Source organism: Bacillus sp. CZDM1, assembly GCF_055502545.1.
This window is the reverse complement of the sequence record NZ_JBUESO010000005.1, coordinates 161,627-186,412: the sequence shown is the minus strand read 5'-3', so window position 1 is coordinate 186,412 and position 24,786 is coordinate 161,627. Positions and strand designations below refer to the sequence as shown.

Sequence of the window (24,786 nt, the reverse complement as noted above, 5' to 3'; positions counted from 1 at the left end):
TCACTTCCGCAGTAGATACCAACGTTTATCTTTTTTTACCTCTACTATCGCATCTTTGTTTTCTACAAACAGTGCCTCTGACAGCTTTAAAACTGACTTTCCGATCTGGCTGCGTGAATTAGACAAAATATACGGATAACCAGCATTAATGGAAGCCAATACAACAGGTGCCTGGTCAGGCAGGATGTGATAAACATTTAATTCAAAGATTTCTTCAATTTTTTTAACCTCAAGGCCCTGATCCTTTTGATACCTATTCAGAATTGGCTTAACTTTGTTTTTTAGATTAATCGTCTCTAAAGTTTCAAGATAAAGCTGACTTAGCCGTAAAACCGAAAGTTCATTCGAAGTCAGCAGCAGTATTTCATCTGCTAAATCAAGACAGCGCAAATGAATCTCGGATAAATACGTCGGCATATCAATTAAAACGATATCAAAATGCTGCTTCGTTTCTTCAATGGCTGCTTTAATATGCTGCTCTGAAATTCCTTCGAAAAATTCAGGTCTTAGCGGTGCCGCTAGGATCGAGACATCAAACTCACAACTTGTCATGTACTGGCTGATAGGATAATTATCTCGGCCATAGCCTTCTTTGACCCACTCGTAAATCGTTCTTTTCGGCTTTAGGTTGCAATACATTGCGACTTCACCAAATTGAAGATTACCATCAACAATCGCAACCTTTTTCCCCATCTTAGCAAACGAAACGGCGAGATTAATGGTTAAAACCGTTCTCCCCATTCCTCCCTTTGGGCTGGAGACTGCGATTACTCTTCCTTCTGCTTTTGATAGATTGATATGATTTTGATCCATTTTGACTCGATGTAACATAAATTTACTTGCATGAAGAACTGCCTCAGAAAGTTCTTCCTCGCTATAGGAGGAGCGTAAGGTATCTGAAGCCCCCATCTGCATAGCCTTTTTTAAGTTTTCCATGTTTTCAGGAACAATTAGAATGATGTAAGCATGCGGGTATAGTGCCGAAATTTCTTGAGAAAGTTCATAAACGTTATAAAGTGAACCAGCTTTTAGAAAAAGAACAGACTGGTTATTCTCCCTCAAGAGTTGATGAAGCCTTTCTAGTTGGTATGTCGTAGTTAATTGGAAATTGTCCTTTTCTAAAATTGTTTTAAGTTCACCAGGAGTGGTTTTTGTATCAGAAAAATAAATCCAATTTATGCTCATTTTTTCTCTTCAGCCTCCTCTTTGATTACTTCTCTTGTTTGTTTATACCCAGCTTTTCCAGTTTCGGTATCTTCTTTATTTCGTAACAATAAATAGAAACCGTCCTTATCTTTTGATGCTAGACTAAGCATGACTCCTTCTTCGACTGTTAATTCCAGGGTAACCGTTTCATAGTGGAGCGCCTCTTCCTTATTATCAGGAGATTTACCAGATGTCAGAACCTTTATATTCTCTAGGACAAGTACTGCAGATTTAAACTCTTTTTTGGTGGCATCATCTTTTGTAGTTTCATAGGCAATCACATCTACCATTGAATTTGGAGCAATATAGCCAGAAACACCGTTTTCCAGTTCTACCTTTATTGAAATAGCTCTTTTCCCTTTACTAACTTCTACAATTGGGTTGTTAAAGTCTCTAACGAGTTCAGCTTCCTTTTCATCCTGTTTCTCTTTTTCCTTTTGCTCCTCAGCCTTTACATCGGCAGCTTTTTCCTGTTCCTCACTTGCCGGCATACTTGCAGGTTCCGAACCGCTATCTTTTGCAAACATAGAAAGATAAATAAACCCTGCAACCGTCAAACCTAATATTAATGAAATCATCCATATTTTTTTTGTATTCATAATATCCTCCTAAATCCAATCATGCATGGACTTACTCTACCAATTTGACCCCATAAATTGTCCCGGTATCTACATCACCAATTTGTCCCGGCTCAAACCTCTCCAGAAATTCACCTATAAGTGTTTTTCCATCAAAGCCTTCAATCCAATAAGCTGCAAAACCAACAACGTTAATTATATCTCTACCACTAGCGTCCTCGAATGTATCTGTTACAACTACGTAAATAACTCTCTCGCAGGTACTATCTGCAGTATCTGCAGACTGACATTGTGGTTTATTTTTATCTGCCTTTATTAAATCATTAATAGCACTGCTAACAGGACCCCACATTTCCCCTGGTTCGGTTTCCACCTCCGTTCCGACTGTATACGTACTTCCATTTCTTAGGGCCTCTTCTAGAGTCTTTGCCCCAGAGCCATCGAGTGCTAAGAAACCACAGTTCCCTTGTTGATCACCCGGATTAAAGCATGTCAGTTCTTTTCCATCAGGGATTTCATCCTCTTCCACAGCTATAGGTGCAATACCACTAGCTGACCGTAATAGTGCAATAACGGCTTTAGATGTCGCACTAACATCAGCATCATTTTTTCCTAATACTCTAGCAAAGGTTAAAGGAACATTAACTTGTTTTGTTGCTTTAATTGAGTCGGCTGTTACAGTAAGGTCAGTCTCGGTAATTGGAAAGCCATTTTTAGTTGCGACATCAATAGCTATTGCCTTTGCTTCAGTTGTACTGGTCTTTAAACCTTGGGCTCCGGCTAATACAGCAGCGTCTAAGGCATTTTGGAGCTGACTTTTCTCAGAAAATAGCCTTCCTCCATCTATCGTTAAAGCCGTAAAGCCTAAAAGAGCGACCATGGATATGGCCACGATAACCAGTACTGCACCGCTTTCATCACGCAAATTTAATAATTTTAGGATTCTCTTCATCTATTCCACCCTCATTACTGTGGTATCTTCCAAGGTTATAGGTCCTACAATGGTTCCTATTACTGGTGTAAGAAAAGTAATAGGGTATGTGATTTTAATTGAAACATCATTTCCTGAAACCCGGGTTCCTGTCGGAGAAACAACTACTCTATCTGCAGTTAAACCAATGCCGACTGCATCAGACACTGCAGTACTTGTTACTTGTGTATCATCTTTACCAATACTTGCTGCACGTGCGGCCTCTCTTCCTGCATGATCAATAGTTAGATACGCATGAAAAATCCGCCCAAAATCAACGATTCCAAACAGCAATAATATTAAAAGTGGTACGATAAGGGCAAATTCCACTAATGCTTGACCTTCTTCCGATTTCATTAATACCCCCCCCAGACAAGAGTAGAAAGGCAACCAAATGCAATAGCAACTCCATAAGGGAATGATATGTTACTACTTTTATCTAGTGAAATAACCAACGACCCACTACTTAAATAAACAAGATTAAGTAAGAGTGATTTAGTTGAACTCATAAAGCCTTTAGACTTGATTAATAAAATTAGAGCGATAAATCCTCCAATTATTGCCGTGTATATAAAAGAATAAAAAACAAAACTAGTTCCCATTAAAGAACCAATTGCAGCCATAAGCTTGACGTCGCCAGCGCCGATGCCGCCAAATATATAAGGAATAAATAATAGTCCAAGTCCAACCAGAAACCCTTTCCCACTGAATAATAAACCATCTAATCCACCTATATAACCGTTATATATTACAGATAAAATAATAGTAGGAAGGGTTACAACATTTAGGATTTTTCGTGATTTCAAATCAGTATAAAGGGAAATAAATAGAACAGTTATTAGAATAATATTATCCAAAAGTTAACTCCCCCTTCTTTATAAATAAGCCCTGCTTCTCTTGCCTGAGTAGCAGGGCTATAATCACATTTTATTTGGTAAAACTAATGCCGTTGAAGAGAGCGGTAATTTTTCCTTCTAATGCGGTGAGTGCTACCGCCACAACCACTCCAACCAATCCTATGATTAAGCCATACTCCACTAATCCTTGCCCATCTTCTTCAATTAGTAATCCTTTGATTTTTTTCAACATCTTGTTTCCTCCTAATAGTTTTTAGTTTTCCTGTTCTATATTTAGAACTTGAATTAAATATATAACGAACTAAAAGATTTGAAAATGTCCATTTTTGTTCGTTTTAGCGGATTTTCGCAAACTTTTCTTCCCTTTTCTCTATTTTTCTAGTTTTTTCTTAGTTTTTTGTTCTTTAAAAAGAATTTTTAGTTTAATATAATGAACATGTAACATCAAAAAATGGAAGGAGTTTTTATATGGAAGGAAAGATTGTTAACATCCCTTATCCAATTGAAATGGCGGATTCTTTCTTCAAAAGGTTTAAAGGATTAATGTTTAGGAAGGATCCAATTAAGAATGAGGGACTTTGGATTGTTCCCTGTAATGCTGTTCATATGTTCTTTATGAAGTTCCCATTAGATATTGTTCTTCTTAGCGAACGAAATGAAGTTGTTGAGATTCATCATAGTTTAAAGCCTTGGAAAATTACTAAACCAATAAAAAGGGCTCATTCTACCTTAGAGCTTCCAGCAGGATCGGCAGTGAAATTAGGAATAGGTATTGGGAGTATTATTCACTGTTCTGTTCATTAAAGAAAATACAATAATTAGGAGTGTTGGAGAAATTGAAAAAGAGTTTTAGAGTTTTATTAGTGTTATGCATTTTCTTATTTATGGTAATAAACGGAGCCTTAGCCGCAAAACAGGTTGGTGGAACCACCACTAGCTTAGCTGTCACCTCTTCTACATATTATAAAAGTATTAGTTTAAGTTACAAGATGGTTAATACTAATAGGTCCCCGGATAAGTACATTATTAATAGAGGGGCTTTAAAAGTCTATGAGGGAAGAAATACTAGTTTTTCTGATACAGGTTTACATTCAAGTACTAACTACAGCTACACAGTAGAAGCATGGTTAAATGGCAGAGTGATTGCAAAGGCAAACCACTATGCTTCTACTAAAGCTATTATAGTAAACTCCATAGAAATAGCAGCGACTGTTCAACCAGATGATTCTGTCGTTCTATCTTGGTCCAATTCAAATACAGGACTAGCGCCTGACCAGTATAAATTATTTGTTGATGGGGTTCTTAAAAAGACTCTCCCCCCTGGGACTGCTACAACTCAGACTACCACCATTTTAGATCTCCAGCCCGGAAATCACCTTATTAAACTAGAAGGCTGGTATCAGGATGAAATGATCAGCCAAGGCAGCCAATCAATAACCATAACTGAACCCATTGTTGCAAAATCATTAGATGTAACAGCTTTTGTTCATGCAGATTTTTCCGCTAATATTAAATTCTCAATACCTACAGACCTCCAAATAGATCAATATAAAATTTTCATCAATGATGTAGAGGTATTTAATGGTGTTCTTGATCAAGCCAGCTATTTTATCCCTGAACTTTCACCGGGGCAAAAGCATTTTGTTCGTGTAGAGGCGTATCACCAGGGAAAATTGGTAGGATTGGGTAACACAGAATTTATCTCACCACATTTCATTACGGTGGAGAGCGACACTCAGGATTTTGAATCAAGAGAAATGCAGGTTACTTTTAATTATGATGATTCACTTCAACCTGCCGACCGAATGGTGATTACCCGTAAAACAATGACTGTAGTGGATGGTGTACCAACAGAAGATTCAACTTCTGAGGTCGTTGTATATGATGGTGCCCCTATTAAAATGTATACAGAAAGCCAATTTAGTTTGGATGTAGCTTGGTATGATTACCATGTAGTAAATTATAAAGCTGACAAAGTAGTTGGTTCAGGAACTGGCACGGTTCATAATTTTTTTGATTATTAATTTAATAATATGAAATTGTACAAAGGGCTGAATTTCCAATTCAGCTCTTTTTATTTTTAATTGAACTTCATTTATCCCACAATATTTTCTTTTCAAATTTTAACAATTTCTTTAGTAAAATGATAAGTTTGATGATAAAATAGTTTTATATAACGAACAATTTCGTTCTACATATTGATTACTTGATTTGGAGGTGTTACCCAAGTGTTGAAAAAAAAGATAAGTATTTTAGTCATTCTCCTTTATCTATTCTCGCTGGCGAATTCATTCAATGTACAGGCTGAGGAACCATTAATCGCCTCTTCACGGATGGAAGGGGTTCTTGTCGTAGATGTAAGTAAATCTATGCTGACAAGTGATCCGAATAAAATCAGCAACGAAGCAATGAAGATGTTTGTTGATATGTCATCACTTAAAGGGGATAAAATCGGGGTTATTGCTTATGCAGGTGATGTGGTTGGCAAAAAAGACATTGTAAAGCTGCAGTCAGAAAAAGATAAGAATGACCTTAAAGGGTTCATTGACTCACTTGCACCATTTGCGAATACTGATATATCTGTTGGATTACAGGATGCTGTAAAGGCTTTAGACTCCAGCCATGAAGATGATTATCTCCCACTCATTGTATTACTCGCGGATGGAAACAATGATGTTGATGAAAAAAAAGGAAAAACACTCCAGCAAGCAACAGACGGACTAAATGTTGCAGTTGCTGACGCAAAAGCTAAGGGATATCCCATCTATGTTATTGGCTTAAACGCGGATGGAACATTGAATAAAGATGTTCTTCAAAACATTGCCACCGAGACAAATGGTAAATTTTTTGAAACCAGCAGTGCAGATGATTTACCTGGTATCTTAAGTGAGATTTTTGCCAATCATTTAAAATTAAAGGTCGTTCCCGTTGAAGAGATTGTCGGGAAAGGTGAATTCCAAGATATCACACTTACTATTCCAAATAGAAACATCTTGGAAGCAAATCTTTCAATCGTCTCTAGTCAGCCAGTGGAAATAAAATTAGTTGATCCTTCTGGTACTGAACAGGCTTTACCGTCAGATAAAATCTCTCTTACAAAATCTAAGTCTTACTCTATGGTAAAGCTATTGAACCCAGTTCCAGGCGATTGGACCTTAAAGGTAAAAGGCGTAGCTGCGGATAAAATTGATATTAATTTTGTTTTTAACTATGATTTGCAGCTGATGCTAGCACCTCTTGCGAAAACGGACTATAAGACAGGGGATACCGTAAAGGTTGAAGCATTCTTTGAGGATAACAGCCAACAAATTGCAAATATAGATCTTTATAATACGATGAAGTCTTCTCTTTTTGTGAAGGATCTTATCACAGGGAATACCGAGGAAATCCCATTAGAGGCAAATGAACAAGGATTTACTGGTGAATTTACGATTGGTAATTCGGAAAACTACGAAATAATGGTAAAGGCTGAAGGCAGCAGCTTTTTCCGAGAAACAGCTGCACAGCAAATTACAATTCAAAAGGAAGCGTCCGTTGCACCTGTAGCTGCAAAAGCGAGTCCGGACGAGGAATCTCAGCCTTTCCCTTGGACATATGCTGCCCTTATTGTGTTAGGAGCTATTCTATTATTGATTACTCCTATCCGCTTCTACTCTAAAAAAAGAAGAAAAGTAAAAAGTGGACACAGCGAGCTGGCAGCGCCCCCTCCCTTCACCTACCCTATTAATGGTAAGAGGAAGGGAAAACGAGGGTTTTACGGACAAATTGTTATTGAAATCAAAGATGAAGAAACAGGAGAACTCTCTCAGCCACAATTTGAAAAATTAAAAGCCTTTAAAGGAGAATTCTCCCTGCGACAGCTCTTTAAGCTATCAGAAGAATTCATCGAAACCGATCAAATCAATTTTGTACCACTCACAGATTTTGCATTACTGCTGTTAAATAAATCAAACTGTGTGATTGAAATGAACGGTGAGCAGATTAATGAAGAAGAATACCACCGATTCAGGCCAAACGATAAGCTTCGCATCTTTTTAAAAGAAGCCAATAAATCGATTAATATTCAAATTATTAGTTTAGAAAAAAATAAGCATCAAGTTCAGAAGCTAAAACAAGCATAGGAAAAAGGCGATGGATTTCTATTTAATAGGGATTCATCGCCTTTTCTAGTTAATCGAAGTGTAGACACCAGGCATATGAATGCTCAATTGGGATGCATTTTGTCTATCTCTATTTTTCATGAGAAAATCAGCTGTTTTATCCCCTGAATTCGAGGGGGAAGTTACTTTATTCTAATAGGATTTTACTAACTTTTAAGTTTTGGACTTTTTTCTATGAGTTATGGACTTTTTTTGGTCGCTTTTGGACTTTTTTCTTAAGGGTTTGGACTATTTTTTAATAGTTTTGGACTTTTTTCAAAGGGTTTTGGACTATTAGACAATTTATCCCATAAATTTACCCACGAGGGTTTCAAAAAACGGCCTAAAATTCAGACACCTCCCCTATGGTAAATTTTACCAGTGGATAAATTCGTATAAACGTCAAAATTAGACATTATACTCCATTGACAATGATTCTCATTATCTATAGAATCAACAGTATAAACAACTTCGGAAATGAGGGATCATCAATATGTTTAACATGCTATTTGGGTTAAAGGATATTCATACGGTTATTGCGAATCAACGTAAAATCGGCGGTGCAGCTGAGGCTGATTCTATTCGCCTATCTTCAGGTGAAACCTACCTTAACCCTGTGTTTACTAATGTTGATTTCTCTAAAGGACAGTATGTATCTGTTGGTTTTATCGATGAAGAGGGACAAAATATCATTGCCCATGTGGACCAAATAGCGGTTATTAAAGGATTAGAGCATAAATTAATTTGCCAGCTAAATAATCCTTATATTAAACAAATGCTAGTCCGAGACACATTACAATATTTACAAAAGTTATGTGAAGTAAACGCTGGTTTTGTTACAAAAACCTTCAAAAAGGAAGCATTAAGACTTGTTCAGGATATTAGTGTGAATGAATTAAAAAATCACAATATCTCACTTCCATTCCCAGTTGAAGATAAAATTGTTAAATTAGCATATTAAAAACGAGGTCCTGTTAAACTGGACCTCGTTTTTTTGTTGAGTGTTATTTCATTTTTTAAAGTATTTCAGCCTGACAAGCCAGCCGAAACCCGTTTGATATCTCATTCCCGAGCTTTTTCTGCTCCAACTCGTTAGGAGCTGATAACCCATGACCTTTTATGATTTTGACTGTACATTGTCCGCATGTTCCTTTGCGGCATTTATAATTTATTTGCTTCCCTTGATTCAGAGCTGCGTCCAATAGCTTTCCTTTTACAGGGTGAACTTCGATTTTATTGCCGTTTTGCTCCACGATGATTTCTTCTGTTTCAATTTTTGGTGTTTCGTTCAGCATGGGGGCTTGTTGTTTTACAATCAGCCTTCCTGGAATAAGTGAACCGACTGTGAAGACACGATTATTCATTAGTCTCCCATAGCTTCCAATGTACAAATGGCTGAAGGTCGCTTAATTCGCAAAACCACAGTTTCATATACACGGAAAGGATGATTCATCCCTTCTACACCCAAATAGGCAGTATCAAAATCCTCTGATATCGCAAGGTCTAGATTATTTTTCCCTGTATTTACTAGCACCCCTGATTTTCCTTTTAAAACAGGAGATTGAAACACCCCATCTGTAACTAATTCACGAATATGTTCAATTTCTAATACATTTGTATCACGGTGGACACGATGGATAAGTGAATATAATTGTGGTGATAGTACAAGTGCAAATGGTCCATTGTGATTCATCTCCATCAGCTTATTCCTTGCATCGACGATATCCTGAAAGGCATTTCCAGATTCAAACCATTCGCCAATTAAGTGTGTTAAGCGGCCAGGTACATTCATTAAACCGGGGATATCAAATTCCCTGGTCCCATGGAAAATCATTTGATCTTCTAGAATCGCCACATCACGTGCAGCATTGGCAGCGGCTGAAAAGTCTATGGGGATATCTACTACCTTTGCCTGATCTAAATCACGCCAATATAATACGAAGTCTTTATAAAGCAAAGGAATCGTATAGTTCACCCTTTTACTCGTCTCAATATCGGTATCAAAGGAGCCCTGAAAATCCATTTTTGCTTCTAAATTTTCTGCAAAAACATCATTAAAGATACTTTGTACGCCTCTTCCAAGCGGACCATATAGTTCAATAAAGCGGCGCCCGACCAATTGCCTTCTTGCTGCATCAATAACGGTTTGATCCAGCTGAGTAAATTCTTGGTTTGATAATGGTGAATCCGGGTATAATTGTATTTTATTCATTGGTTTATCCTCTCTTTTCCTTAGATTAAGCTTCCCACCGTAAAGCCCCTTCTCTGTTTAGTTTGGGGTGCATGACTAACCTCTGTTACAGTTCCTGTTCGGTCTAAATGGTCATGGTCCTCATCGTGATGGGCATGTGGGTCTACATAATTGGTATCAAATCGACTGTTAATTTCCATTAACATTTGTTTTACCTGCTGATAATCCTTATACGAAACTTCCCTTAAGCTATTTAACAAGCTGCTTCGCTCTTCATCTGTAAAGCGAAATAGAGCTAAATCTAGGTGTTCAACGAAATTATGTAAACCGAATTTTTCAAGATTTAATTCTTGTAAAAGTCGATTAAATTCATTGTTGGTTGGAGAAAATTCTTTTTCGTCTTTTACTTGTTGAAATTTACTTATAAGCGGTATAAGTACAACTAAACGAGAAAGCCGCTGTTCTTCTTCTTCATAAATATGGTGATAGTAAAGTCTCTCATGTTCATCCGTTGCATTTTGAATGACCGGGTCGAGCATATTCATAAATTTTTCGATTGCGTCTTTGGTGGTTGTAAATATTTGATAAAAAATTTTCAACTCTTCTTGCACGACTGCGTACCTCCTAATGCATATTACTACCTGTCATTATTGACGGTTAATTTCCTTTCTAAAACACCATTCCGTGAGAATCTTTTGAACCTATCACTTTTTATGAATAACTCGGGCCTAATGATACATAATAACAATGGCAATTATCAAATCATTAGGAGGAAAGTATATGATGCAAAATCAGCAAGGACAGGGTCAGATGCACCAAAATATGCACACAGGTAATGTACCGCCTCAACTGAATCATGGTGGTCATGAGGTCATTGACTTAAATGAAGTACTAGGGGCTGCTGTTGGTACACTGAATCAGTATCTGATGTTACGTCAACACGTAAAGGATCCAGAATTACTTGATATCCTGGATCGCCAATATAAATTTATACAGGATGAATACAACATCACTGTAGAGTGTTTCAAGACAGGACAAAATCCTTCCCATCCTACTTCTAGGTATGAAATGAGACAAGGAAATGACTTCATCTATGGTATGAAGCCATCTCAGGCGAAAAAGCCTTGGCAATCAGTGTCTGAGATTAATGATGAATACATTTCAAGCTGTTTGCTGGCATCCTGCAAATCAGGCGCTTCCATGAAAACGATGGCAGCACTAGAAACAACAAATCCAGTTGTGCGCCGCGTGCTCGCGGATTCAGTACCAAACTGCATTGAAATGGGCTATGAACTCTCTATTTATCAAAATAAACATCATTACTATCAGGTGCCACAGCTTGCTGAGCAGGATATGAATACTTATAGAAATGCATTTGCACCGGCACAGGGTCAAGCGATGGGACAACCTATGGGGCAAATTCCAAATAACAATTTGATGAATAATAACCTTCCTCATTAATAAAAAACGCTATCCTTCAATAATATGAAGGATAGCGTTTTTTGCTTTAAAGCTATATTTTTTACTAATTCTAAAATTTATTAATTTTTTTAAATCTTCGTAAAGATTCCATTAATTAAGAGAATTATTATCGAATAGTTGTTAGTATTAAAATGCAGATTGGGCTGTCTTTTGACCTATTACTTCTTCCCCTTACGGTATATAAAGAATTTTTCTATTATTAGGTAGGAATCACCACCAAAAGTTAGAAAAATTTTTATAAAAAGAAGGAATGTGCTTAATTAAGAACGAATATATTTTATATCTGTGCTATTTTCATATAATTTCACCCAATTAAGCACAGTGATGAGTGAACTCTTCTTTTTAACTTTTTCTTAGGGGGGGATTCTGCAGTTTTTTGTAATAAAAAACACTATATTACTAGGAAGGTGAACATGTTGAAAAAGAAACCATTACGTAGTGCAAAGAAAATATTATCATCATCTCTTGCAGTAACACTTCTTGCATTTCCATTCTTTTCATCAAATCAAGTATATGCGGCACCTAAAGCAGACAAAAATCCTATAGTAGAGTTGCGTCTTATGGAAACGACAGATTTACATACAAATCTACTAAACTACGATTATTACAAAAACGCAGAGTATTTAAAGGTTGGTTTAGCCAGCACTGCAGCCCTAGTAAAAGATGCCCGTTCTGAAGTAAAAAACAGTGTACTGGTAGACAATGGTGATTTAATTCAAGGAACTCCATTAGGTACGTATAAGGCAAAGATTGATCCGCTGCAAGATGGAGAGGTTCACCCCGTATTTAAAGCGATGAACCAAATGAACTACGACATTGCTACCTTAGGGAATCATGAGTTTAACTATGGTCTTGAGTTCCTTGAAGAAGCATACGATGACGCCAATTTTCCTGTTATCAATGCCAACGTCTATGTGGATGACCATGACACAAATCCTGATAATGATATAAATAAGTATACCCCTTACAAAATTATTAACAAAAAAGTGGTTGATGGGCACGGTAAAAACCATGTGATCAAAGTTGGTTTTATCGGCTTCGTACCACCTCAGATTAACGAGTGGGACAAAGCTAATTTAGACGGAAAAGTAATTACAAAAAACATTGTTGAAACGGCAGAGAAATTTATTCCTCAGATGAGAGAAGAAGGCACGGATATTATTGTGGCCATGACTCATTCTGGATTCAGCGGAAACAAATCCAATTCAGAAGATGTCATTTACGCATTAAGTGAAGTACCAGGTATTGATGCGCTAACATTCTCGCATACTCACAAATTATTCCCGGCAAAAGACATTAAAGCACTTGACGGTTTGTTCAAGGGCACTGATGGTCAACCGCTTTCAGGTGTAGACAATGATAAAGGAACCATCAACGGCGTTCCAGCCGTTCAAGCTGGTTACGGCGGCGGTTCTTTAGGTATTATCGATCTAGATCTTGTGAAAGTAAAAGGCAAGTGGACGGTTGCTGATTCTCAATCAAAAACACGTGAAATTTCTTCGCCAACACAAGTTAAGCCTGTTCAATCTATCGTAGATGCCGTTAAAGCGGATCATGAAGCTACTATAGAATATGTAAATACGCCTATCGGAAAAACAACTGATGACATACACAGCTATTTCTCACTTGTACAAGATGATCCATCCATCCAAGTAGTAACAAATGCACAAAAATGGTATGTAGAAAAATACATTGCCCAAAGCAAGCCTGAATACAAGGATCTGCCAATCCTATCAGTTGGTGCTCCTTTCAAAGCGGGCCGGAATGGTGTGGCAGAATATACTGAAATCCAAGCAGGCGATTTAACAATTAGAAGTGCTGGAGACTTATACTTGTATGATAATACATTGAAAGCGGTCAAAGTCAAAGGCTCTGTAGTTAAAGAGTGGATTGAAATGACTGCTGGAAAGTTCAATACCATTGATCCTGATAAAACAGAAGAACAAGAATTATTAAATCCGAAGTTCCAAGTATATAACTTTGATGTCATCGATGGAGTTCAATATCAAATTGACGTAACTGCTCCAGCCAAATATGACCCAGCTGGAAATGTGATTAATTCAGATTCAAGCCGTGTTGTGAATCTGACTTATAATGGTCAGCCTGTGGATCCAAATCAAGACTTTATTGTTGTTACCAATAACTATCGTGCTGGCGGCGGCGGTAACTTCCCTGGAGTAAAAGGAAGCGAATTAGTCGTTGACTCTGCAGATGAAAACCGTCAAATTTTGATGGATTATATTACTGAAATGGAAGTCATTACTCCAACTGCAGATAATAACTGGTCAATAGCACCAGTCCCTGGAGATGTGAAGGTAACATTCACAACATCACCAAGTGCTGAAAAGTATATTAAAGAAGGCAGCAACATTTCCTATACTGGAGAAACAGATTCAGCAGGCTTTGGAATTTTCAATTTAGACATTGGTTTCACTCCAGTTAATGTTCAGCTGCTAGGCTTGAATGATTTACACGGACAGCTGGATACCGATACGAAATTAAAAAAAGATGGGCAAGATGTATTAGCAGGAAGTATGGAATACACTGCTGCAGCCATCAGACAGCGTGAAGCAACAAACGAAAATACACTGCTTGTACATGCTGGAGACATGGTTGGCGGCAGCCCGCTAATCTCCGCTATTTATCAAGATGAACCAACGGTTGAAGTGCTAGAATCAATTGGCATGGATGTTGGTACACTTGGAAACCATGAATTCGATGAGGGTATTGCTGAATTGCAACGCATGATGAATGGCGGCGATCATCCACTTGGAAAAGGCACTGTAGGCTATGATGGCATGAACTTCCCGCTAATAGCAGCGAATGCCTTTGATAAGTCAACAGGTGAATTAATTACGGAAGCGCCATATGTAATTAAGGAAGTGGCTGGTCAAAAAATCGGGTTTATCGGAGTGGTGACACAAGAAACTCCAGATATGATTGTCACAAAAGGAAATGAGAATCTTCAAATTACTGATGAAGCGGCGGCAATAAACAAATATACAGCAGAGCTAAAGGAACAGGGTATTGAAGCAATCGTTGTACTTGCACACAATCCAGCCAGCCAAAATGGATACACAGATATGTTTGATGCTACTAGAATTGCAGAAAGTGTTGATGATGAGGTTGATGTGATTTTCTCTGCCCACAATCATGTATATAATGATAAAGTCGTAGATAACAAGTTGATTGTCCAAGCCTATTCTTATGGTTCAGCGTTCTCTGATGTGGATCTTGTTATCAATCCTGAAACAGGTGATATTTTCAAGAAAGAGGCAGAAGTGGTAACTGTTTATCAAGCCGATTACACTCCAGACCCAGCTGTTTCAGCGATTATGAAAAAGTATGAAGAACAGGTGGCTGCAATAAAGGCAGAGGTAGTTGGTAATTCTGCAACAACTTTATTGAAAGCTTATCCATCTACTGCAACAGAGTTTGCTGATAATGGCCTCGGAAACTTAATTGCGGACGGGATGAAAAAAGCGATGGAAACGGATTTTGCCTTGATGAACGGCGGTGGAGTACGTGCTCAGCTTGATGCGGGTGATGTAACATTCGGTGACTTATTCTCCATTCAGCCATTCGGAAATGTGCTAAACAAGATTAGCTTAAGCGGTGCTGATTTAGAAGTTGTTTTAAATAATCAAATTACAGGTAAAGGGCTAGACTTCCATATTGCAGGTTTTAAATATACCTACACATTTGACGATACAACTAAAACGGGTAAGATCGTCGACATATTCCTGCCAGATGGCAGCAAAATCGACCCAGCCCAAGAATATTCAGTGGTAGTAAATAATTACATGTATGGTAATGCCAGCTATGGTATTGGTGCTTTAGCAACGGGCTTAGAAGTAGGTCCTGAAGATCTACAGGCAACCGTTGATTATGTAAAAACATTACCATCACCATTTGAATACAACGCCGAAGGCCGTATTCAAAAAGTAACACCGTAAATTTGTATAAAAAAGCGGTCCAATTCTTACTAAGAATTGGACCGCTTTTTTAGTTTAGCTATGAAATGTTTTCGAATACAATGTTCGGTCGTCAATTTTTATTATCGACGGTTCAAAGCCGATTCCAGGGAGTTCTGGAACAAGGATAAATCCTTCATTCATTACTACTTCCGGTTGAATAATATCCTCTTTCCAGTAATGGGACGATGGTGCTGTATCACCTGGAATGGTGAAATTCGTTAACGAGGTAATCGCAATATTATGGGCTCTGCCAATACCTGCTTCCAGCATTCCTCCGCACCACATCGGGATATCATTCTTCACACATAAATCATGAATCTTCTTCGACTCGGTCAATCCGCCGACCCGGCCAATTTTTAAATTAATAATTTTACAACTGCCAAGTTCAATCGCTTTACGAGCATCCTCAACTGTATGAATGCTTTCGTCTAAGCAAATAGGCGTCCTCAGTTTAGCCTGGAGTCTTGAGTGGTCAATGATATCATCACAAGCCAGTGGCTGTTCAATCATCGTTAAATCAAACTCATCCAGTTTCTGAAGGTGTTCAATATCTTCGAGCGTATACGCACAATTCGCGTCTGCCATGAGCGCGATATCAGGAAATTGCCCCCGAATAGCCTTTAGGATATGAACATCCCAATCAGGCTTTATTTTCACCTTAATTCTTTTGTAGCCCTCATTCAGATAGCCCTCAATTTGTTGAAGCATTTTGTACTCAGATTCTTGGATCCCAACACTTACGCCAACTTCAATTTTGTCTTTTGTCCCGCCAAGGGCCTTCGCTAACGGCATGTTCTGCTCTCTTGCGTAGAGATCCCAGACGGCACATTCCAGAGCAGCCTTTGCATTATAATTTCCGCGAATCGGCTTAAATCGCTCAGAAACTTCATCCGGATGGTGAATAGGCTCTTTTAACAAAAGCGGAATCAGGAAATCACTCATCATATGCCAATTGGTTTTTACCGTTTCCTCATTGTAAATCGGTTCGATAATCGAAACTGATTCACCCCATCCGGACAACCCGCTTTTAGCTTTTACTTCTACGAGAATAAAATCCTTGTCATATTCCGTCCCTACACTCGTTGTGAAAGGATTTAACAGATCCATTTTAATATGTCGTAATACAATGCTTTTAATCTCCACTTTATAATCCCCTAGGTTCAATTAAAATATAATATGAGCAATGACAACTACGATTGGTAATGTAATAAAGGTACGCAGGAAGAAAATGAGCACTAGATCTTTAATGGTAATTGGAAGCTTCGAACCAAGAAGCAAGCCGCCCATTTCAGACATATAAACAAGCTGTGTAACAGAAACACAGGCAATAATAAATCGAGTCATTTCACTTTCAATTCCGCTCCCAATAACAGCAGGTAAGAACATGTCTGCAAATCCAACAACCATCGTTTGAGCTGCTTCTGCTGCTTCTGGAACTTGCATTAAAGCTAAAATAGGTTCAAAAGGTTTACCAATAATCGTAAACACTGGAGTATATTCAGCAATCATCAATGCTGTTGTTCCAATCGCCATTACGATCGGCAGAACACCCATCCACATGTCTAAGACGTTCTCAATACCCTCTCTAACAACCTGTGAAACACTTTCATTGGTCTTTGCCTTCTTTAGCGCTTGGTTTAGACCCCAGCGGGCAGGAGAAAATTCTGAAGGAATATCATTCTCTTCTTTAAATTCAATCCCTTCATAGCCAGTATCGGGTTTTCTTGAAAGCGGCGGGATTCGTGGCATTACAAATGCTGCAACTAATCCTGCAAAAATAACCGTCATATAATAATGGATAAAATAATCACCTAGTTTTAAATATTGAGCGACAACAATGGTAAAGGTAATCGAAACAACTGAAAAGGTGGTTGCAACAACAGCTGCTTCACGTTTTGTATAATAGCCATCCTCATATTGCTTGGTTGTTAACAAGACTCCAATGGTTCCATCGCCTACCCAAGAAGCAAGACAGTCCAATGAAGAACGTCCAGGAAGCTTAAATACCGGTCGCATTACTTTTATTAATAAAGCACCAAAAAATTCAAGTAACCCGAAGTTTAATAGAAGAGGTAATAAAAAACCGGCTAAAAGAAAGGTAGTGAATAAAATCGGGATTAAATCATAGAGTAATAGGGCGCCGGTATTCTCTGAGTAAATCGCACCCGGACCCATTTTAAATAGTGTGATGACTGCAAAAATCAATCCTAAAAGACGTGCAGACAGCCAAAACTTGTTTACAGTTAGCAGTTTTCTAAGAAACAAGCTATTCGTGATAAAAGCTGGTTTCATAACAACTGCAATAAAGGAGCCAATGACAGAAAGAGCCATAACTCCTACGGTAATGGGTGGAATGCTTGCACCTAATAAACCATTTATTTGGTTAGCAAAATAAGCCACCGGTATCGTGATTCCATCCTCTGCTTTAAATGGAATCATGAATAATAAAACACCTAATATGGATGGGATAATAAACTTTAAATAATCAGCGTATGATTTCACTGGTACTTCATTACTTGCTGTAATCTCCTTTGAAAAGCTGTTCAATAAAAAAACCCCCTAAGTTTATTTTTAGGCAAAGATTTATTCCAAAAATAATTCCTGTTCTGTATAGACCTTTTCTAACTTTTTCTGTCTTATGCTGATTCTATCAATATCTTGATGATGGATCGCTGCGATAAGTACTTCCAATAAAGTGATAACGGAAGCAATCGAGTGATGATCGGATTCCATTTGTTCTTCTGTTGTTAATGTCATTTCTGAAATCTGGCCGATTGGTGATAATTGCTTATTCGTAACGGCAATAATTTTGGCACCATGCTGAGCTGCAAGTTTTACTAGTTTAAGTGATTCTCTTCGATACCGTGGGAAGGAAAAAACAACGACAACCGATTGTTCTGTCAGGTCTGATATATCTTCAGCCATGAAGCCGTTTGGACTGGATAGATATACATTTCCCCTCATCTGTTTGAGAGTATAATAAAACCAATAAGCTGCACCATAGGTACTCCCAAATCCGCCGATATAGACGGAATCAGCTTTAATAATTTCTTCTGCAGACATCATAACCTCATTTGTGTTTAACTGCTGTAATAACTGTTGCAAAATCAATCTTTCCTGGTCTACAACCTTCGTAAAGAGAAGACTCTCTGAAAACTCCTCCGTCATTGAGGACAACCTTTCTTCACTGTGAGTATCCTTTCTTACGAGCCAATCTTTGCGAAGTTTTTCCTGCAGCTGCGAAAAGCCGCTGAATCCAAGAGCGTATGCAAGTCTTATCACCGTGGTTTCACTAACGCCAACCTTTCTGCCGACCTGGTATGCCGTAAGCAGCGCCGCTTCATTCATGTTTTGAATGAAAAATTCTGCTACTTTTTTCTGGCCGGGAGACAGTAAAGAAAAGTTTTCTTTGATCACTTGGTTTAATGTCTTTTGATCCATAGATAGTTTCCCCCACGGTTGTGAAGAAGGAAAAACTTCATAATCAACATTATAAAGTAACAAATCCTTCATACACAACTATTTTTTTTATATTCTAAGTATTCAAAAATAAATATCAGAGCCGGATATGCAATCTATTAACATCTTATTTATGAAGGAAAAACTTCATAGATAGAATAATACAGCATAAAATACTTTACGTGCAATATAAAAATGAATTTTTAATCCTAAAAAATTATAATTATGCATTTTATACAAATAAAAAAGGCTAGCATTTATATGTTTAACTTTAACCATATTTACCACTAATTTAACGATAATATTATCAAGCATTAACCAGTAAAAATATAAAAAGATAACCAAAAGAAGAAAAAACTCATTCTTCAACAAAAATATAGTTGGATTTGGGTCATGATGTTTGGTTAAAGAGCTACTATTTCAACTTCTATTAATGGTAACTCTGCTAACGAAGGTTATTAATCAGCATTATTTTAAGAATATTTAGTTTACTACTTGTGTTACAAAGGGGTATTTCGTATAATAAAAATAAGAATATATGTTCCTGTTTTTTGTGTATTGCCTTAATTTTTGATAATATCCCCTACTTCAAAAGAATGTAAAAAAGTTAAAAAATTAATAACATCTTAAAAGTAGAAAGGAGGAATATAGGATGTCTAGAAATTTATTAAAACATCCAACTACTCATACGGGAATTATTCTTAATCCATCAGTGACTGATTCTACGATACTAGACCAACTCATGCGGAAATACCAATCTGCAAAGCGGTATATCCGCGAAAGAATTTTTGAGGGATTTAATCGTAAAGAGGCAGTTGCTAAAGCAAAGCCCCTGTTTCTAAATAATTCCCGTTATATGAGAGATGCTTTCCTAGAATCGGAAAGTTCAATTTCTGCTCAAAAAGAATTGTTACCGTTGTATGTAGAACAATATAAAGTAGCAATACAGAAAATTGAAAAAAAAGTTGAAAAGATAAAAAAGTCAAGCAGTCCGAAAAAAGCAGAAATAATTTCGGCGAAAAAATCTCGAATTAATAAATTGTCAAAGAAAATGAATTATTATCAATATCATATTAAAAATGATACTGTTCCGAAGGTGGTTGATGGAACCAAAAAGAGGCTTATGTTATTAAATAAAAATAAAATTACAAAAGAGGTATGGAGGGATTCCCGAACGAATGCAATTTTTTCTCGTGGAGAAGCTTCAAGAGGTGGAAATGAAAATATTAAATTGCGTTTTTTACAAAAAAATTTAGTAGAAATGAGAGTTTTAAACCCACAATCCCCTAGAAAGAATGACCGCTTACATTTTGTCGTACAATTCTCCGAAAAAAGTATTTTGAGTATCCTTAGCTATTTATCCAGTGGAAAAGCATATAGTGTTCGAATTATACGTGAAGATGGAAAATATTCCGTTCATTTGACAAACGACCAAATAATTGAGACTTCCTTTGATTTTACGGAAGGTTGTGCAGGAATTGATATAAATCCAGATAATTTAGCCGTTACAATCGTTCATCAAAATGGAAATTATTGTGTAAGTAAAGTATTTTGGATGAATGATGTAAATACAGTTAGAACGAATAAACGTAATTGGATTTTAGGAAACACGATTACTTCCGTAATAAAATGGGTAAAATCAAATGGGATAAAAATAATTGCCATCGAGGATCTATATTTTAGAAACCAATTAAGTAAAAATAAAAAGTTCAATCGCATGAGTAGTAACTTTGTTTATAGAAAGATTATTACTACATTGATTTCGAAATGTGTAATTGAGAAACTTTCCCTTATACAAGTCCCCGCTTATTATTCATCATTGATTGGAAGGGTCAAATATCAAAAGGGCCATGGTCTTTCCGTTCACCAGAGTGCTGCATTTGTATTAGCTCGGCGTGCCATGGGCTTTGAAGAAAAAGTTCCTAAACAAATGATGTCAGTCCTTTTTACAGAGGAAGGAAAAAAGGGGCATCAAATTAGTAACTTATTTAAACATTGGAATAAGGTACAAATATGGTATAAACAAGTTAAAGAAAAGGCTTTTAAAAACAAAATTCATTATAAACACTGGTACATTCAAGACTTTATAAAATATGATGACATTATGAATATAGTATAACTGTAGATTAAGCCTTTATTTTAGTATGGACATTCAAATGAATGTGAAAATTCCAAAGGAAGGATTGCTATAAGAGAATAAAGGTAGCTTAGATAACCTCTACCCTATGGTGTGCTCAAATTGAGACCGAAAGACATAGGTATTCATCAGAAAGCTAAACCCTAGACCAGCGAAGGGTTGGACAAATGTCTTTACTTAATAATCTAAGACAAAGTTACAATTTGTTATGATTTGAAAGAGCTGGAGACGGCGGGACGTGCAAGTTCCATATATTGCCTCGCTTAGACTTTCTAAGTCAGATTATAAAACACTCATTAACTTTAAAAACAGAATTATTTATAAGATATAAAAATTAACAAAAAAAAAGACCAGCATCAGCTGATCTTGTTATCCACCTTATGTATGGTGGAGACGGCGGGAATCGAACCCGCGTCCAAAGATAACGGCACTTAAGCTTCTACGAGTGTAGTCGACATATTGGCGCTTCGCTGATCCATTTGCCTGCCGACAGGCGGCCGGTCAGCTAGTCTGGTTGTTCTCTTCCTTCGCCCTCAGACGGTGGACTCCGGCGTAGCCTACTTAGAGTGAGTCCGCTACCCTACCACATAGGCGATGGAGGGGCGAACAGCTATGCAGTTATTAAGCTGCGAAAGCTAGGTTGTTGTTAGTTTTGCCAGTTATAGGCGTTGACGTTTTAACGAGGCCGATCCCCTCGACTCGCAACCTAAGCTCGAACTACCCCTGTCGAATCCTTAGCGCCCCCATTATAAAATGTGCTGAAACCTAGTTAAAGATTTTAGCAAGCGTAGGATGCTCAACAATAGTTTGAGCAAAAGTTTCTGTCGCGTATCTCAGCGACAAACTTATTATAACACACTTCGAGCATTTTTCAATTGTAAGTATTTGTAATTACATTTTTTGACGATCACGGAATGCACGCTCAATATCGCGTTTTGCCTCTTTTTGCTTCAAGACTTCACGTTTGTCATAATTCTTCTTACCTTTTGCTAATCCTAACAAAACTTTTGCAAATCCATTTTTCAAGTAAATCTTTACTGGTATAAGCGCATAGCCTGCTTCTCTTGTTTCTCCAAATAGCTTGTTAATTTCCCGCTTATGGAGCAAAAGCTTTCTTTGTCTTAAAGGATCATGATTGAAGCGGTTCCCTTGCTCATATGGGCTTACGTGCATATTTAATAAATGCATTTCACCGTTATGAATTCTTGCATAAGAATCCTTTAAATTCACTTTTCCAGCACGAATTGACTTAATTTCTGTCCCTTGAAGAACAATACCAGCCTCGTACGTTTCTTCTATAAAGTAATCATGGTATGCCTTTTTATTTTGCGCAACCACTTTCCCTATACCTTTTGGCATGTCTCTCACCTCGTTATGGGTTTATTTTAGCAGAAAACCGTATTCATCACAATTGAAAGAGAGTCCCGCAAGAGACCCTCTCCAAAATTATCTTTTCTTATTTTTCCGCTTCGTGCTTTTATTTTTCGGTACATTGTCGTAAAACTTCTTTTTCTTTCTCGTACCTGAGCCTTGAGCACTACTCTCAGACTTTTGACCACCACGACCCTCTGTTTTATTGCGGCGCGGCTTTTTCGTGTCACTGCCTGTTTTAAATACTCTCGTATTCTCTGACCGCTCGCGGCGAGTTCCTTTCATGCCCACGACTTCAAAGTCAATCGAACGCTCATCTTTATTGACCTTTACCACTCTAACGGTGATTTCATCGCCAATTCGGAATACATTACCTGTCCGCTCGCCAATCATCGCAAAATGGCGCTCATCAAACCGATAATAATCATCTGTCAGGTAGCTAACATGAACGAGACCTTCAATCGTATTGGGAAGCTCGACAAACATTCCAAAATTGGTCACTGAGCTGATAATACCATCATACTCTTCACCAATCTTGTCTTCCATGTATTCAGCTTTCTTGAGCTCATCCGTTTCACGTTCTGCATCAACCGCACGGCGCTCCATCTTAGATGAATGCTGAGCAATTTCCGGTAATCTCGCATTCCATTTTTCCCTTGTTGTCTCATCAAGCTTTCCTTCAATAAGATACGTCCGGATTAAGCGATGAACAATGGTATCAGGATACCTTCGAATAGGCGATGTGAAATGAGTATAAAACTCTGTTGATAATCCAAAGTGTCCTAGGCTTTCTGGATCGTATTTCGCCTGTTGCATAGAACGGAGCATAACGGTCGAAATAACCATTTCTTCCGGCTTGCCTTGAACTTCTTCAATTATTTCTTGAAGAGCCCTTGGATGAACATCATTGGCTGTACCTTTGACAATGTATCCAAAATTAGTGATAAACTCAAAAAATCTTCTTAGCTTATCTTCCTTTGGATCCTCGTGAATCCGGTAAATAAACGGAACTTCCATCCAGTGAAAGTGCTCTGCGACTGTTTCATTGGCACAAAGCATAAATTCTTCTATTAACCTTTCCGCTACTGAACGCTCGCGAAGAACAACATCCATCGGTTTACTTTCTTCATCAACCAATACCTTTGATTCTTTAAAATCAAAATCGATAGCCCCGCGCTTCATTCTCTTTTCACGCAATATTTGTGCCAGCTCTTCCATTTGTTCGAACATCGGAACAAGAGACTCATAACGGCTCCGTGTTTCTTCATCTTTATCAACTAGTATCTTATTTACATCGAAATAGGTCATTCTCTCAGTCGTTTTAATCACGCTTTGAAAAATTTCATGACTAACCACTTGACCTTCGTCGTTGATTTCCATATTACATGACAGTACTAAACGATCCACTTTGGGATTGAGTGAACAAATACCATTGGATAAACGATGTGGAATCATCGGAATAACCCTGTCTACTAAGTAAACACTCGTAGCACGTTCTTCGGCCTCGAGGTCAATGGGCGTTCCTTCTTTCACATAATAGCTTACATCCGCAATATGTACGCCAAGCTTATAATTGCCATTTTCAAGCTTCGTCACCGTTACAGCATCATCAAGATCCTTTGCGTCAGCTCCATCTATTGTGACAATGGTTTCATTCCGTAAATCGCGGCGGTTCGCCAGTTCGCTTTCGTCAATCGTATCAGGAGTCTCATTTGCCTGCTTTAAAACTTCATCAGGGAACGCCATCGGCAGACCATGTTTATGAATAACAGATAGAATATCCACACCTGGGTCATTTTTATGACCTAGGACCGTAATGACTTCACCTTCAGCACTCTTCCGGCCTTCTGGATAGGTGATTAACTTAACGACAACTTTATGACCTTCAACTGCACCCTTGGATGCTGCTTTGGGTATAAAAATGTCACTAGCAAACTTTTTGTCATCAGGAATAACAAAACCAAAGCTTTTGCTTTCTACATAGGTACCTACAATTTGCTGAACCCCTCGTTCAAGAATGCGAATGACGCTGCCTTCTCTGCGCTGTCCCGAGCTTTCTGATGAAATACGGGCAAGTACAGTATCTCCGTGCATCGCTGTATTCGTTTCATTTGGCGGAATAAAAATATCATCCATCCCAGGCTCATCCGGAATCACGAAGGCGAATCCTTTTGCGTGACCTGTTAATTTTCCACGGATTAAGTTCATTTTTTGCGGCAAGCCGTAGCGATTGCTGCGAGTACGGACGACTAGTCCCTTTTCTTCCATTTGCACAAGTGCTTTTACAAATTCCTTAAAGTCACTAGAATCTGAAATACCAAAGGCCTCTTCTAGCTCTTGAACAGTCAAAGGCTTGTAAGCCTCGTCCTTCATATATTGTAATAGCTTGTCAACGTGCAGTTGAATATTATCTTCCAAT

21 protein-coding genes and 1 other RNA gene are annotated in these 24,786 nt (G+C 37.8%); 7 read left to right on the top strand and 15 right to left on the bottom strand.

Annotated features, from left to right (window positions below):
* The 6 genes from ACY3XC_RS13540 to ACY3XC_RS13515 all read right to left on the bottom strand — a co-directional run bounded on the left by ACY3XC_RS13540 (position 1) and on the right by ACY3XC_RS13515 (position 3,843).
* Complete coding sequence (locus tag ACY3XC_RS13540) at positions 1–1,185, bottom strand: AAA family ATPase (protein ID WP_464869025.1); 1,185 nt, start codon at positions 1,183–1,185, stop codon at positions 1–3.
* Positions 1,182–1,805 (bottom strand): Flp pilus assembly protein CpaB, encoded by a 624-nt coding sequence (gene cpaB / locus ACY3XC_RS13535; protein WP_464869024.1) that lies wholly within the window; start codon positions 1,803–1,805, stop codon positions 1,182–1,184. The genes ACY3XC_RS13540 and cpaB overlap by 4 nt, the downstream gene beginning before the upstream one ends.
* Before the next feature lie 31 nt (positions 1,806–1,836).
* On the bottom strand, positions 1,837–2,736 hold the full coding sequence (locus ACY3XC_RS13530; RefSeq protein ID WP_464869023.1) for a TadE/TadG family type IV pilus assembly protein: 900 nt from the start codon (positions 2,734–2,736) through the stop codon (positions 1,837–1,839).
* On the bottom strand, positions 2,737–3,111 hold the full coding sequence (locus ACY3XC_RS13525) for a TadE/TadG family type IV pilus assembly protein (RefSeq protein ID WP_464869022.1): 375 nt from the start codon (positions 3,109–3,111) through the stop codon (positions 2,737–2,739).
* A complete protein-coding gene (locus ACY3XC_RS13520) occupies positions 3,111–3,611 on the bottom strand; it encodes an A24 family peptidase (protein WP_464869021.1) in 501 nt (166 codons plus the stop codon). The genes ACY3XC_RS13525 and ACY3XC_RS13520 overlap by 1 nt, the downstream gene beginning before the upstream one ends.
* A gap of 70 nt (positions 3,612–3,681) precedes the next feature.
* Entirely contained in the window at positions 3,682–3,843 is a 162-nt protein-coding gene (locus ACY3XC_RS13515; protein WP_464869020.1) for a Flp family type IVb pilin, read from the bottom strand.
* Between the two features lie 236 nt (positions 3,844–4,079).
* On the opposite strand from ACY3XC_RS13515, the gene ACY3XC_RS13510 reads away from it, so the two are divergent.
* The 4 genes from ACY3XC_RS13510 to ACY3XC_RS13495 all read left to right on the top strand — a co-directional run bounded on the left by ACY3XC_RS13510 (position 4,080) and on the right by ACY3XC_RS13495 (position 8,711).
* On the top strand, positions 4,080–4,415 hold the full coding sequence (locus ACY3XC_RS13510; protein WP_464869019.1) for a DUF192 domain-containing protein: 336 nt from the start codon (positions 4,080–4,082) through the stop codon (positions 4,413–4,415).
* 32 nt (positions 4,416–4,447) lie between these two features.
* Complete coding sequence (locus ACY3XC_RS13505; RefSeq protein ID WP_464869018.1) at positions 4,448–5,635, top strand: hypothetical protein; 1,188 nt, start codon at positions 4,448–4,450, stop codon at positions 5,633–5,635.
* A gap of 204 nt (positions 5,636–5,839) precedes the next feature.
* Positions 5,840–7,732, top strand: a complete 1,893-nt coding sequence (locus ACY3XC_RS13500) for a vWA domain-containing protein (RefSeq protein WP_464869017.1) — start codon at positions 5,840–5,842, stop codon at positions 7,730–7,732.
* A 511-nt stretch (positions 7,733–8,243) separates the two neighbouring features.
* On the top strand, positions 8,244–8,711 hold the full coding sequence (locus tag ACY3XC_RS13495; RefSeq protein WP_464869016.1) for a hypothetical protein: 468 nt from the start codon (positions 8,244–8,246) through the stop codon (positions 8,709–8,711).
* Positions 8,712–8,766: 55 nt separating this feature from the next.
* Here ACY3XC_RS13495 and ACY3XC_RS13490 read toward each other — a convergent pair whose 3' ends face one another.
* Genes ACY3XC_RS13490 through ACY3XC_RS13480 form a run of 3 tightly spaced genes read right to left on the bottom strand, consistent with a single transcriptional unit; the run spans position 8,767 to position 10,552 of the window.
* Positions 8,767–9,114, bottom strand: coding sequence for a 2Fe-2S iron-sulfur cluster-binding protein (locus ACY3XC_RS13490; protein ID WP_464869015.1), 348 nt, complete (start codon positions 9,112–9,114; stop codon positions 8,767–8,769).
* Complete coding sequence (locus ACY3XC_RS13485; RefSeq protein WP_464869014.1) at positions 9,114–9,962, bottom strand: family 1 encapsulin nanocompartment shell protein; 849 nt, start codon at positions 9,960–9,962, stop codon at positions 9,114–9,116. Before ACY3XC_RS13485 ends, ACY3XC_RS13490 begins: the two co-directional genes overlap by 1 nt.
* Positions 9,963–9,982: 20 nt before the next feature.
* Positions 9,983–10,552, bottom strand: a complete 570-nt coding sequence (locus ACY3XC_RS13480; protein ID WP_464869013.1) for an IMEF encapsulin system ferritin-like cargo protein — start codon at positions 10,550–10,552, stop codon at positions 9,983–9,985.
* A gap of 172 nt (positions 10,553–10,724) precedes the next feature.
* Here ACY3XC_RS13480 and ACY3XC_RS13475 point away from each other — a divergent pair, with 172 nt between their 5' ends.
* Both ACY3XC_RS13475 and ACY3XC_RS13470 read left to right on the top strand, forming a co-directional pair.
* Entirely contained in the window at positions 10,725–11,402 is a 678-nt protein-coding gene (locus ACY3XC_RS13475) for a spore coat protein (protein WP_464869252.1), read from the top strand.
* A gap of 434 nt (positions 11,403–11,836) precedes the next feature.
* Positions 11,837–15,379 (top strand): bifunctional 2',3'-cyclic-nucleotide 2'-phosphodiesterase/3'-nucleotidase, encoded by a 3,543-nt coding sequence (locus ACY3XC_RS13470; protein ID WP_464869012.1) that lies wholly within the window; start codon positions 11,837–11,839, stop codon positions 15,377–15,379.
* Between the two features lie 54 nt (positions 15,380–15,433).
* On the opposite strand, the gene menC is transcribed toward ACY3XC_RS13470, so the two are convergent.
* From menC to ACY3XC_RS13455, 3 genes are read right to left on the bottom strand one after another with little or no spacing between them, the layout of a single operon-like run.
* Positions 15,434–16,543 (bottom strand): o-succinylbenzoate synthase, encoded by a 1,110-nt coding sequence (gene menC, locus ACY3XC_RS13465; protein ID WP_464869011.1) that lies wholly within the window; start codon positions 16,541–16,543, stop codon positions 15,434–15,436.
* Between the two features lie 21 nt (positions 16,544–16,564).
* Positions 16,565–17,947: a YjiH family protein gene (locus ACY3XC_RS13460; RefSeq protein WP_464869010.1), complete on the bottom strand. Its 1,383-nt coding sequence runs from the start codon at positions 17,945–17,947 to the stop codon at positions 16,565–16,567.
* Between the two features lie 36 nt (positions 17,948–17,983).
* The gene (locus ACY3XC_RS13455) at positions 17,984–18,841 is read right to left on the bottom strand and encodes a MurR/RpiR family transcriptional regulator (RefSeq protein WP_464869009.1); all 858 of its coding nucleotides are present in this window, start codon (positions 18,839–18,841) and stop codon (positions 17,984–17,986) included.
* A gap of 670 nt (positions 18,842–19,511) precedes the next feature.
* Here ACY3XC_RS13455 and ACY3XC_RS13450 point away from each other — a divergent pair.
* Complete coding sequence (locus ACY3XC_RS13450) at positions 19,512–20,978, top strand: hypothetical protein (RefSeq protein WP_464869008.1); 1,467 nt, start codon at positions 19,512–19,514, stop codon at positions 20,976–20,978.
* Positions 20,979–21,381: 403 nt separating this feature from the next.
* Here the strand turns inward: ACY3XC_RS13450 and ssrA are convergent.
* From ssrA to rnr, 3 genes are all read right to left on the bottom strand, one after another.
* Positions 21,382–21,741, bottom strand: a transfer-messenger RNA (tmRNA) gene (gene ssrA / locus ACY3XC_RS13445).
* 146 nt (positions 21,742–21,887) lie between these two features.
* The gene (smpB, locus tag ACY3XC_RS13440; protein WP_179156495.1) at positions 21,888–22,355 is read right to left on the bottom strand and encodes an SsrA-binding protein SmpB; all 468 of its coding nucleotides are present in this window, start codon (positions 22,353–22,355) and stop codon (positions 21,888–21,890) included.
* A gap of 87 nt (positions 22,356–22,442) precedes the next feature.
* Positions 22,443–24,740: a ribonuclease R gene (gene rnr, locus ACY3XC_RS13435; RefSeq protein ID WP_464869251.1), complete on the bottom strand. Its 2,298-nt coding sequence runs from the start codon at positions 24,738–24,740 to the stop codon at positions 22,443–22,445.
* Positions 24,741–24,786 lie beyond the last annotated feature (46 nt).